The sequence below is a fragment of the Ructibacterium gallinarum genome (assembly GCF_014982785.1).
GTDB lineage: Bacteria > Bacillota > Clostridia > Monoglobales > Monoglobaceae > Ructibacterium > Ructibacterium gallinarum.
In genome coordinates, this window is the sequence record NZ_JADCKB010000041.1 from 1 (window position 1) to 11,589 (window position 11,589).

Sequence of the window (11,589 nt, forward strand, 5' to 3'; positions counted from 1 at the left end):
GGGCGTTACCCCTTCATTCCACCTGTCGGTTTATTAGTTCTATGAAACCTGTTCGGAAGCTCCTTTCAATCTTCCGTCTATCTTTTGGCTCCACGCCTAACCTTTTCAGTTAGGAACGTGTCGCACCACCTTTCGGATCAGCGACAATGTAGGAGGCATTGCACTGCATCAAATTCGGCTTGGCAAAAAACCTCGTTTTACCTGCGCCGGAGCCGCCCACAACAAGTACATTCAAGTTGCGCCGGTGCTTTCTGGCATTCAGTCCGAGCCGCATGGTTTGGGACAGGATGATGTTGTTCGCCTTGTTTTTATCTGCATACCGTTTGACAATGGCTTTGACATTGCCCCATTTGGCGGAGCCATGTTCCTCACCGGGGCGGCGGTTTTCCTTTGACGAAAAATACACACCGATACCCATTGCATACAGAAATAAAAAAATGAATACAGTTTTCAGGCTGTACTCATTCAAGATTATCTGCAAAGGCTGCCGGATTGCTATTGTAAAACGCTCTAAAAGCTCGAACAGCTTTACCCCCGGCGCATAACAGCCTGCCGCGACTAAAGCAAGCCATATCACAAGAGGTGCGGCGGCGATAAGCAGCGCAAGCGTAGTTTTGATGTTTTCCTGCCGGTTATTCAACTGCTGTCACTCCGTTTTTTCATAAAATTCAAAAAAATCATCTCCCTTCCGATATGCCAAAAGGACAGCCCGTATGAGCCGCCCTCGTTTGCTTGATTTTATTCACCGTAAATGCTGTTGTGTATTTCCATAAGCTGTTTTAAGCGTTCCTGCTGCTGTACCCAAAGCGCCGTGACATTCACGCTGGTTTTTTCGTCCACATACTGTCCGTACTGCATGACCTCCGCATCTGTCAAAGTGGATTGCTTTGTTTCTTCTGCTGTGTTTGCCCCTATACTGCGCCATTTTGCATAGACCACATCATGCTCATAAAAGGTAAAGTCCACAATCCGCTGCTGTTTATCCCGCGGATCGGCGCACCAACCCTCGAACACATACCCCTCTTTCACGGGAATATATTCCGTAAACGAAACGGTCATTCCATATGCGCCAGTAATGGGTTTGATACGGGAGCCGCCGTCTGATACAAAGTACAGCGTGTAGGTGCTATCAGCCGACCAGCGGGCATAAAGGGTGGTATCCTCCTCAAACACCCTGTCCGGCGTAACGAGCATACCGGTTTTATCGTACCACCCCTCAAACAGATAGTCTGAGGAATTGGCTGGGATGGGCAGCGTGATCTTTCCGTTTTTGGTGGTAAGCTGCGCCGGCTCTGCAATACCGCCGTTTGCGTCCAAAGTGATGATATAATTGCGTATTTTTGCAATTTCTTCATGGCGCACCTCGCCGCAATTTTCGCATACATAGGCATTATACACTTCATTGGACAGGGCAATATCATCAACCCAACTGTGCTGTTCGCTTGCCGCAAATGTGGTGGAGTTTAGAAGCATACCTACCCCTAACGATAAACCTAAAATTTTTTTGAACATGAAAATCCCTCCGCTTTCTTATTTGACTTTTGCTGGTTTCATTTTATCAGCGCACTTGCAGACCGTCAAAAAATTTTCGGAGAGAAAAAATATTTGACAAAGCGGCAGCCGTAAAAGGCTGCCCCTGCCAAAATTCCGTGCCTTATTTTACCCAAATTTCACCGTCATCAGAGGAAACAGCTTTATGGGTGTTCGCCGCTTCATTTACATCATAAAAATACCACAGGCTGCTGTCGGTCACGTCGGTAAAGCGGTTGAGCTTTGTAAAGTTATCCTTTACATATTCCTTATCCGCCGTTCTGCCGGTTGCGCGGTTTGTGACCGTGACGACCTCTGCACGGGTGATGTTGTTATCCCCTCGGAAAGAGCCGTCGCTGTAACCGTTAAGCCAGCCGATATTCTTGGCAAATGCAATGTCTGCATATGCCCAATAGTTTGCGGCTACGTCGGTGTAGTTTACTTTGGGTCCCGTCTTTGTAACCTCATGAAACAGGTCATAATAGCGAACTGCCATTGCTACAAATTCCGCCCTTGTGACAGGAGCTTCCGGCTTGAAAGTGCCGTCTGAGTATCCCTTGATAATGTTATACTTTGCAAGGCAGCCAATGTAATTTGCGTACCAAGCGTTGTTGTCAATATCCTGAAAGGTGGATTTTCCGCTAATGTTTTCGCCTTTTTCTTCTGCAATCAGCCTTGCGAAGATGGCGGCCGCTTCGGCACGAGTCATATCGCTGTCGGGTCGAAAGGTGCTGTCATCATATCCAACAATATATGCCGTATGTTCTTTTGCAGGGAGTACCACTTCACCCTCCGCATTGGTCTTGCCTGTTGCTTCTTGTTTATTTTTATCTTTGAGCGTAACAACGGTATCGGCTTGTGCCTTGCCGCTTCTATCGGTCACGGTAACGGTGTACCAATTTCCTTGATCCAGCGTTTTGCTTGTCGGCAGGGTAATTATTACATTGCCCTTGCTGTCGGTGGATTTTGAAAATCCTGTTACACTTTTGCCGGCCTTATCGGTAATTTTAATATTGACGGTGTTGTAGCTGCTGCTCCAGCCGCCACCGCCGCCGGAGGATGATCCGCCACCGCCGGTAGAGCCGCCGCCCATGGATTTCACAGGCAAAGTAACTTGACCGCTGGAATTGGTCATACCGCTTTTTTCTATGTTTTTATCTTTGATGGTAACAGAAAGATCTTTTACCGGCTTATCATCTTTATCCGCAACCGTTACGGTTGTCTGATTGGAAGTAGTCAGCGTCTGCGTATCGGGAAGTGTAATCGTGATATTTTCAGCCGTTTGAATAATATCATCCTCATTTTTCACCTCGGCGTTATGCGTAACAAACGCCTTTTCGATTGCTCCGGTTTCATTGCCAACCTTGACAATATATTCGTCCACCTCAGCATAGCCGTTAATGTCGGTGTAATCAATATTGGTCGGCGGTGCGGTCACTTTACCGTTTTCATCAGTATTTGCTGAATAAGTCTTTTCTTCCAAATCTTTGACCGTAACAGGAACATCTTTTATCGGATTTCCCATTGAATCAAGGACAGTTACTGTAATTCTGTTTGCATGGCTGATTGTCTTATCTTCGGGTAGGGTGACAGCAATAGTTCCATCTTCATTATGAATAACATGGGCGTTTGGAATAAATCCTACTTCGTCATTGACTATCACATTGATACCATTCACATTTACCTTGCCGTCTTCATCAGTATAGCCCTCGTTTGTGATAGGGAGTGTAACTTTGCCGTAAATATCGGTAATACCTTTTTCAATGTAATCTGCACTACCCAATGCAATTACCGTTACACCTGTTTGCGGTTTGCCATTTTGGTCGGTCACAGTAATGATAACCGGGGCTTCTCTGGTCGGTTTCACGCCGTCCGGCAAGTCAACAACAATATTGTTGCTCTCGCCGATATAAACCTCACATTTTGGAATAACGGTATTGGTCTTGTCTGTAACACAGATAACAAAAGTACCTTTTTCCTCGCCGTCATCCTTACCGATGGTTCCGTTATCATCTCCGGTACTGCTCTGATTATTCGGAACTTTTAGCTGACCGTTCACATCGGTTTTTCCGGTTGCGGCATTGTTCTTTTCGTCATAAATAAAAATTTGCAAATCGGATTTTGGCTCCTGGGTATCGGTATATATCGCCGTAATAGTAGTCTGATCTGCATAGTCGAGTAACCTGCCGCTTGGCAGCCTAATGGTTACATGGTCGTTTACATCAATGGTAATCTTTGCGTCGAATATCGGCTTGTCGTCCTTATCAGTCAGAATAAGGCTGAACGCACCAACTTCTGCATCGCCGTCCTCGTCAGAATGGTCGGTATCCACAAGCTGCGGGATTTCAGAAATCATCAATACCTCGCCGCAAACCGTACATTCCATGTGCTTTTCACCGGAATGTTCAATGGTTGCCGGAACATCAATCATCCACTCTGACGGCTTGTGTCCTAAAGCATTGACATAATCGTCACGATGACTCTCACCGCAAGCACTGCAAGTATATGTCGTGAAGCCAATGCCAACACAAGTCGGAGCAGTTATCGCCGTTTCATAGCTATGCGGAATCTTGTCGGTGTAATTATCCTTATAGGTATCGCCGCAGGTTTCACAGACATAGGTGGTAAAGCCCATCTCTGTGCAGGTAGATTCTGTTACCGTTGCTGTATAGCTATGTTCTGCCTTATCGGTAAACTCGCCTGTGTAGGTATCGCCGCAATTGGAACATTCAAACACCGTATATCCCATAGAAGTACAAGTAGGGGGAATGCTTGTGCTTTCATAATGATGCCCTTTCGGAAGCTCCAAAACCGCACCGCATTTTTCACACACTTGTGGCTTGATGCAAGTTGCAGGTTTACCGGGCGTATGTCCCATGGCAGATTCGCCCTTCATCATGGTTTCATCACAGTTTTTGCAATGAAATTCCATTACTCCGTCACTGTCACAGGTCGGATTTGCGATAATATGTCCTTCGTCCCAATTATGACCGGTCGGATCGGTATAGTCTGATACATAGTTACCTCCGCACATCGTACAGGTGGAAGTCATGTAGCCCTGTTCCCTACAAGTTGGCTGTTTGGTGACACGCTCAAAGGAATGTGCAATCAACGGCGTAATATCTGTGATGTAATTATCGCCGCATACTTCGCAGATGTGATTGGTATAGCCAACTTCCCGGCAAGTGGGATTATGTAATTCCGTTTTGTACTTATGTTCCGCTGTCGGGGTGGTTTCCTCGTGAAAGTCACCGCATTTTGAACACATCACTAACTTTAACCCGCCTTGCTTACAGGTTGCTTCACGGATTATCACTTCTTTGCAGCTGTGTCCGGCTGCAGGGGTATAATTGCGCTTTTCCAATCGTCCGCAGCCGTCGCACTGCCAATATTCAAAGCCCAAGTTATCGCAGGTTGGCAGTACGGTTTCGACATAACGGTAATTGTGGGCATGGGGTGCAGCTGCGCCGCCGTCATCCTTTCCGCCGTCTGTGTTTTCCTCTAAAAGCCACACATAGGACACGCCGTTCTCGGTCATTTCCTCGCCGCCATAGCTGTAATCAATTTCATAGTACACACTATGGTATCCCGGCTGGGTGTAGCTTGGTGCAGAGGTTTTATTACATTGATCTGCTTCCGTGCCGTAACGGATAGAGGTTTTTACACCATTGTCGGAACGGTCTGTAACGGCAATGCTGTGCGGCTCGCCGTCCGCTGTGCCATAGTAGCTGCTGACAACAGCTTTTGCCGCTAAATATTCGCTTGTTTGATACCCGCACTCGTCGCATTCTTCCGAAACATAGAATCGGCTGTTGCCAAGCTGACCGTCAATGCTTTCGGTAAAGTCGTGCAGTTCCCGTTTTTCGCTTGCTCTTGCGTAAGTGCCTTTACAGAAGTTGCAGTATTCCCCTTTTTTCAAAGTGGAAGTATGATAGGTATCGTTGTCCGGCTCATACGTTGTGTTGTCAAAGTCAATGAAAAAGTTATGGTCGCATGAGTTCAAAGCGTAAACATTTTTATTAAACGAATAATAGCCCGGACCTTCGGTAGCGTTGATGGTGCCGCATATCTGACAAACAGCTTTTGTGAAGTGATACCCGGTATAGAAAGCATCTACACCCGGCGTCCCGTCGTCAAGGTTGCCTGTGCCTTCGCCGTCAATCAGCGTGCCATCCGAAAACTTCACGCCGCGGTTTAAGGCAGTTTCTCCGGATTTTGTGTATTCCGGCACACGATAGGTAAGCGTTGTGGTATCTTTATCACATACAGCACACCATTGCGTTTCATAAGTAGTGGACGCATTAACGTCCAGTTCGTTTGTCCTGCCGTTTGCTTTCAGCCAATGGTCGGCAGGATCGACATAATCGCTTGTCTGCGCTGCAAAGATTGACATCGGTGCGATACCGAGCAGAATAGCCAGTATTAAAAGTATGGATATTGCCGATTTCATAGAAAAATGATGGTTTGTCTTCATTTTACAATCCTCCATAAATATATATTTTTTGTTTTTGGTATGAGAAAAGCCGCCATAACGCTACGGCGGCTCCCGGCATCTCGGATATACAAGTTTCATCAGCGTGATTTTTCTTTCTCCTTCGACTTCTTTTTGCCCGGTACGGGATGCTCCGGCGTTTTCTGCAGAACAGGCGTTTTTTCAGCCTGCACCTTATGAATTTGCTTCTTGTACTCCTCAATCTTTTTCCGAACAGATGGCCTATACTCAATAACGCTGTCCGTTTTTTCCATATCCCCGCGCTTCATAAATCCTCTCTCGCGTTGATTTTCTTTCACGCGGGGGGATTGGTTTTTTGACGGCTGTTCCTTTTCCAGTTGCTTCGGCTCCGACTGTTCCGACTCCAGCTCAATCTCCGGTGCGGCATAGCCCATTTTTTCCATGATGTAATTAAGCTTTGTCACATCGTCTTGTTTTGCGATAATATCGCATAAGCCGGTATTGTTCGTCTTATCCCTGACAGCCGTAAAGAGTACACCGTATTTTTTCGCTTCGCTGTTAAATGCCCGTAAATCATCTGCCTTGATTTGCAGGATACATAACGGCTTGTCCGATTTCAAAAGCTGTTTCAAATTGGTTTTGCCTTGCAGCTTTGTATCGTCGTTGATTAAGGCAATGACAATCGCCGCAAGGTTTTTCGCACCCAGTCCCACCAGTTTTGCCGTAGACTCAGTGATGTGTATTCCTTCCTTGACCATTAAATCAGCGACTTCTCCGCTTGTGTTCATATTCTATCCTCTCCTTGTCGGCTTGTTTTTGCAGTTCGTCCGCCTGCCGCTTTTTCTCGGATATACGATAGGCGTCCTTAAATATGGCTTTGCATAGTCGTACCTCACAGCGTAATGCGGAAAGTTCTGCATTGATTTCGTTTGTTTTTTCTTTGATTTCCTCACAATTTTCATCTGTCCTCTCTTCGTAAAGTTGTTTGCGGTGCTGTACCAGCCGTTTCATTTCGTCCTCCTTGGTCTGTTGCAGGGAGGATAACGCCGCACCGGTTTCGATATTGTTTGCAACTAAAAACTTGAATTGCCGTTGGTATCGCTCCAGCTTAATGAGTTCCTCACGCATAAAAAAAGACACCCGCTGCGGTGTCTGCTTCCTGCGTATTTTCTTGAACAGGTATAGATAACGGAAGTACAAGGCTTGAAAACCTTTCAGCTTTTTGCGCTTTGCATGGGCAAGGCTGCCCTTGATGGTATATTGTTTTTGGGACAGCTCTGTGGGTGCTGCCGTTCTGATACCGTTTCGGTTGGTCTTTATTCTTTCAAAAATATCCTGCTCGCTATATCCTTTGCCCAAATTGTCCAGCCGGACGGCGCGCTTGCCGAACGAAGGAATCATGGAGGTGTGCTTGATCGTTTCGCCCCGGCGGTGAATGACATACTGCCGCTGCTCCAGTATCCGCCAAAAGTCTTTCATGGTGTAGGAGGCTTTGATGATCTCGTCCAGTTCCTCCCGCATTTGTCCGCGGATGGTGGGTTTGCCCTCTTTGAGTGCTTTCCACTCGGCATAGTGCAGTCCTTTGCCTTTGGGGTGCTCAATCACCGACAGGCACTTTTCCCGGCAAATCTCATCAGATATTCCTCGAATATCTATAAAGTAGTCCTTAAAATTGTTCCGATATTTACTGCCGTCAACAAAAGAAACCGAGTTAATGAGTATGTGGTTATGCAAATGCTTATGATCAAGATGGGTTGCAATAACAACCTCATATTTATCCGCAAACAAACGCTCCGCAAGTTCTAATCCGCATTGATGAGCAATTTCGGGCGTTGTTTCAAAGTCCTTAAAAGACTGTACCAAGTGATAGGCGAGTACACCGTTTTTCCGTCTGCTCTTGCCGTAATAATCCTGCGTTTCTATCATCGTATCAAAGGCGTTTTCCTTGCTGCAATTATATGCTCTGACATATACGCAATTTTCAGTCTTGTCCTTGTTTTCAATGTATTTTATTATGCCCTCCACGGCATCCATGTTAGGCTTCAGAATGGTCTTTTGGGAATCGGTGATATAGTTAAGACTGGTATCAAGCCTTGATTTCACCGTCCATATTTTAGTGATTGCCACGTTCAAACCTCCGTACCATATCCATAATGTCATCAACCATTTTTACAGCTTCCTCAATTTTACTTGATGAAATGTGCTGCTCGGCATTGGCAATATGGGCTATTTGATTGATGTTGTTTCCAACGGCATTGATTTCTCGAATAAGCTGTAAGTATTCATCGGGTGGTCTTGGACGGATTTCCTTTTCCGTAATGAGCTTGCGGATAAACGGTTCCATTTTTAAACCACAGCGGACAGCAGATTTTTTTAAATGAATTTTTTCTTTTTCTGTAAGCCGTATCAATACCGCATTATTTCGCTCTTGCAAAAAAATCACCTCTTTCTGTATGCCGACAGGCGGGGTATTAGGGGCGCAGCCACTAACAAGCGGGCATTTGATAGCAAAATGCCGTGCTTGCTATTACAAATGCTTTGCATTTGTTCCAGACTGTCGAAAAAGTCGTTATACCGCAAGCGGAATAGAAAATAAGATACTTTTCTATTTCGTCAAAATTTAATTTTTTGTAAATAAAATAACGCCGGATTCATCGAAAAACCGGCGTCATTGCTTGCTTTTCCCGCAATCGCTCTCTACCGTACCTCTGTACGCCGACGAAAGCGATTGCGGAAAATCTAACTTCCTTTTTCGGCATCTGTCAGCGTGTCGATACTTTGTACAGCGTGGAGCTTAAATCATCGAAAAGATTTTTTCGTTCTTCGCCGCACATTGCATCTAAGACCTTGTCAATAACTAGCTCTGCAAAATATTCAGGATCAAAATTCAGACGAAATTGGTATAACCCATCTTTCACACGATGCCTATAAGTCGCAAGCTCAATGATACCGCCTTGAGTGACTCTCATCTGACAACTGTAAACAACTACAAGTTTTAAATTGTCAAGCAGCCACAGTTCATATCCCTCTGAAACACAGCTTATTGTTGATGTCATTTTTGTTTCTGTAAAATCAAGCATAAATCCGTTGTTAGCAAAAAGAGGATTATGTGTGTAATGATGTGTAGTAATATAATCACCGTTTCTGCCGACTTCAAAATTATAGATAGGCTCAAATTTAAAATATTTTAACGGATTAAAATCAGGCGGTATCTCCCTTGCAAGTCTTTGCTCCGCATATTCACATTCATCAAAAAATGCTCCATTTTGTAAACCCAGTTCAGTTACGGCTTTTACAAAAGAATCTCTGTGGTTATTATTTTGTTGCATAGTATTCATTACCTCCAAATTTAAAATTAAAAATCTGCCACATATATGCAGCAAATTCATTCACAAATATTATCTCTCAGGTTCATATTTTTTCTTTTGTGTCTTTTCAGATTCTTGTTTATTTTCATCAACAAGTCTTTTTGTGTAGTCGTCAATGGTATCTCTCAGCATTTCCATATGAGAATAATCTGTATCCATCCACTCGTTGTAACAAGCCGACAGCGGATAGTCTAATTTTAATAATTCCATCACTTGTTCATCAGATAAATAATCATCTTCAAATGTCATTAAAATATCATCACGCATTACTTTCTCATAAGAAGAATCAATAATTTTTTCAGGCGGCTGTAATTTTAACGTTTCAATAAAATCGCTTTGCTCTTTATATACTTTTTCCAAAAGCAATTCTCTTAAATTATTACTGTTCATTTCCCTCTCTCCATTTCGTTTTTGCATAGAAAAAACCGACAAGATTTTATCCTGTCGGTTTTGTTTAAAATTGATATTAATTACTTTTATGAGCCTTAACCCATTCTAATAATTCCTCATAAGTCATTTCTCCGGATGCAACACCCAGTCCTATTTTAACAATATCTTCATTTGTACAATCTATTTTTATTCCATTTGTTTCTAAGAATGTCAACATAACATAGACGCCAATACGTTTGTTCCCATCAACAAATGCATGATTGGAAATCAATGAATATCCTAATCTTGCACCTTTTTCTTCTTTTGTTTTATAAAGTTCTTCACCATCAAATGTTGCATATATACTTTCTAATGCACTTTCTAAAAGTGATGAATCTCTGACTCCGGTTGCTCCACCTGTTTCATGAGCTATTAGCTGATGCAGAAGCAATACTTTTTCTTTACTGAATTTTATCATTTCGCAAGCTCCTCAAATGCAGGTCTGAACCTTTTTAATATTCTCGCTGCTGCAATATCAATTTTTTCATCGTCGGAAAGTTCAAAATATGGATTGGATTCCATATCAATTAGTACAAATTTAGGTTTATTGTTTTTAAATATAACTGCCTCTCCGTTTTTTTCAGCCACTTTTGCAACTTTGGAGAAGTTCTGATTTGCATCTGTTATTGAAACAATTGATTCTGTATTGATATTCATGACATACACCTCCTACATATATTATACACAAATTTTAGGTTATAATCAACCTATTTTTATAATTTTATTTATTTTTTCAATACAGAAATCATATTATATTTTACCTCTCCATTTCATTTTTCTTTTTTGGCTGTACTTCCGATTCATCAGGCCCGCCAAATTCTGCTCCTTCATGGTCTTTTTTGTCCATGTTCAGCAGTGCATCAACTTCTGCAAGCCTTTTAAGTTTTGTTTTGAGTTCTTCTTCCTGGGGAAATTCTTTTTGCATTTCAACCTTTGCAATCTCAAACTGCTTTTTTGTTTCTTCAAGATTTTCTTTTGTTATATCTAATCTTTTAGAAATCCCCTCTAATGCATTATCAAGCCTTTGAATATTGCCGAAAACATCACTTCCAAGCTCCACTTTATGGCTTAAATTGCCCTTTAACGCAACATTAAACACTTTAGAAAATGTATCAAAAGAAAGATCCATTTCAAACCCTCTGTAATTACCAATAGAAATAGGTTCGGGTGAAGTCATTTTCTGACACATATCAAGTAACGCTTTTCCTGCTTGTTCTTTTTCTGAATAAGGCAGTCCGTTAATTGTCATCGTGTAAAAAGTATCTTCACGCTTTGGATATTGTGATACGATTTGAATATCATCAGTAAGCCCTTTGATTCTTACTGAAAGCTGGGCAATTTGTTTGGGATAATATTTTAGCACCTTATCTTCAAGCTCAAATTTCTGACTCATAAAGCTTGATTTTATAAGCTTTAGTTTCGCAACTTGTGTATCCAAGTCCATCTTTTCCTTAATATGCGGATTCCCTGTTGCTAAAGCTTTTATTTCTGCATAGGAAAGAGCGGTTTCATCAATATCTTCAGCACTTCTGACAGGAGATTTACTCGTCATTATCTGAGAGATAAATTTCTGCTTATGTTCGACTAATTGCCACATGTAGCTATCAAATGTATCTTTCGTTACATATCTATAAATATGAACATCACTGTTTGTATTTCCTTGCCTTATAATTCTTCCGGCTCGCTGTAGGCTAAGTACCCGGCGCCTTGTCATATTTCTATGACAGGTTTCCGAATACTCGCCCCGGAACCGTGCTTACACCTCTCAATGTACACGGCTCCCCATTTATAAACTCAGTCTAATTTCCC

At 43.0% G+C, this 11,589-nt stretch carries 11 protein-coding genes; all 11 read right to left on the reverse strand.

Annotated elements, in window-relative coordinates; translation table 11 throughout:
• Positions 1–109 precede the first annotated feature (109 nt).
• The 11 genes from INF28_RS12220 to INF28_RS12270 all read right to left on the reverse strand — a co-directional run bounded on the left by INF28_RS12220 (position 110) and on the right by INF28_RS12270 (position 11,494).
• Positions 110–640 (reverse strand): type IV secretory system conjugative DNA transfer family protein, encoded by a 531-nt coding sequence (locus tag INF28_RS12220; RefSeq protein ID WP_226393735.1) that lies wholly within the window; start codon positions 638–640, stop codon positions 110–112.
• A gap of 98 nt (positions 641–738) precedes the next feature.
• On the reverse strand, positions 739–1,512 hold the full coding sequence (locus INF28_RS12225) for an InlB B-repeat-containing protein (protein ID WP_226393736.1): 774 nt from the start codon (positions 1,510–1,512) through the stop codon (positions 739–741).
• 142 nt (positions 1,513–1,654) lie between these two features.
• Positions 1,655–6,004 carry an S-layer homology domain-containing protein gene (locus INF28_RS12230; protein ID WP_226393737.1) on the reverse strand — a complete coding sequence of 1,450 codons (4,350 nt, stop codon included), beginning with the start codon at positions 6,002–6,004 and terminating at the stop codon, positions 1,655–1,657.
• A gap of 98 nt (positions 6,005–6,102) precedes the next feature.
• The gene (locus INF28_RS12235) at positions 6,103–6,771 is read right to left on the reverse strand and encodes a PcfB family protein (RefSeq protein ID WP_226393738.1); all 669 of its coding nucleotides are present in this window, start codon (positions 6,769–6,771) and stop codon (positions 6,103–6,105) included.
• A complete protein-coding gene (locus tag INF28_RS12240) occupies positions 6,746–8,110 on the reverse strand; it encodes a relaxase/mobilization nuclease domain-containing protein (RefSeq protein WP_226393739.1) in 1,365 nt (454 codons plus the stop codon). Before INF28_RS12240 ends, INF28_RS12235 begins: the two co-directional genes overlap by 26 nt.
• Positions 8,097–8,417 carry a plasmid mobilization protein gene (locus tag INF28_RS12245; RefSeq protein WP_226393740.1) on the reverse strand — a complete coding sequence of 107 codons (321 nt, stop codon included), beginning with the start codon at positions 8,415–8,417 and terminating at the stop codon, positions 8,097–8,099. The genes INF28_RS12240 and INF28_RS12245 overlap by 14 nt, the downstream gene beginning before the upstream one ends.
• 328 nt (positions 8,418–8,745) lie before the next feature.
• Positions 8,746–9,372, reverse strand: a complete 627-nt coding sequence (locus tag INF28_RS12250) for a hypothetical protein (RefSeq protein WP_226393741.1) — start codon at positions 9,370–9,372, stop codon at positions 8,746–8,748.
• A gap of 9 nt (positions 9,373–9,381) precedes the next feature.
• Positions 9,382–9,768, reverse strand: a complete 387-nt coding sequence (locus INF28_RS12255) for a DUF3848 domain-containing protein (RefSeq protein WP_226393742.1) — start codon at positions 9,766–9,768, stop codon at positions 9,382–9,384.
• A gap of 49 nt (positions 9,769–9,817) precedes the next feature.
• A complete protein-coding gene (locus INF28_RS12260) occupies positions 9,818–10,198 on the reverse strand; it encodes a type II toxin-antitoxin system death-on-curing family toxin (protein WP_226393743.1) in 381 nt (126 codons plus the stop codon).
• Entirely contained in the window at positions 10,195–10,437 is a 243-nt protein-coding gene (locus INF28_RS12265; RefSeq protein WP_226393744.1) for a type II toxin-antitoxin system prevent-host-death family antitoxin, read from the reverse strand. The genes INF28_RS12260 and INF28_RS12265 overlap by 4 nt, the downstream gene beginning before the upstream one ends.
• A gap of 100 nt (positions 10,438–10,537) precedes the next feature.
• Complete coding sequence (locus tag INF28_RS12270; protein ID WP_226393745.1) at positions 10,538–11,494, reverse strand: hypothetical protein; 957 nt, start codon at positions 11,492–11,494, stop codon at positions 10,538–10,540.
• Positions 11,495–11,589: the final 95 nt, after the last annotated feature.

Bases quoted from the DNA above. Each gene is read 5' to 3' on its own strand.
- INF28_RS12255 (WP_226393742.1), bottom strand. From the start codon at position 9,768: ATGCAAAAACGAAATGGAGAGAGGGAAATGAACAGTAATAATTTAAGA.
- INF28_RS12250 (WP_226393741.1), bottom strand. From the start codon at position 9,372: ATGAATTTGCTGCATATATGTGGCAGATTTTTAATTTTAAATTTGGAG.
- INF28_RS12235 (WP_226393738.1), bottom strand. From the start codon at position 6,771: ATGAACACAAGCGGAGAAGTCGCTGATTTAATGGTCAAGGAAGGAATA.
- INF28_RS12230 (WP_226393737.1), bottom strand. From the start codon at position 6,004: ATGAAGACAAACCATCATTTTTCTATGAAATCGGCAATATCCATACTT.
- INF28_RS12265 (WP_226393744.1), bottom strand. From the start codon at position 10,437: ATGAATATCAATACAGAATCAATTGTTTCAATAACAGATGCAAATCAG.
- INF28_RS12270 (WP_226393745.1), bottom strand. From the start codon at position 11,494: ATGACAAGGCGCCGGGTACTTAGCCTACAGCGAGCCGGAAGAATTATA.
- INF28_RS12225 (WP_226393736.1), bottom strand. From the start codon at position 1,512: ATGTTCAAAAAAATTTTAGGTTTATCGTTAGGGGTAGGTATGCTTCTA.
- INF28_RS12260 (WP_226393743.1), bottom strand. From the start codon at position 10,198: ATGATAAAATTCAGTAAAGAAAAAGTATTGCTTCTGCATCAGCTAATA.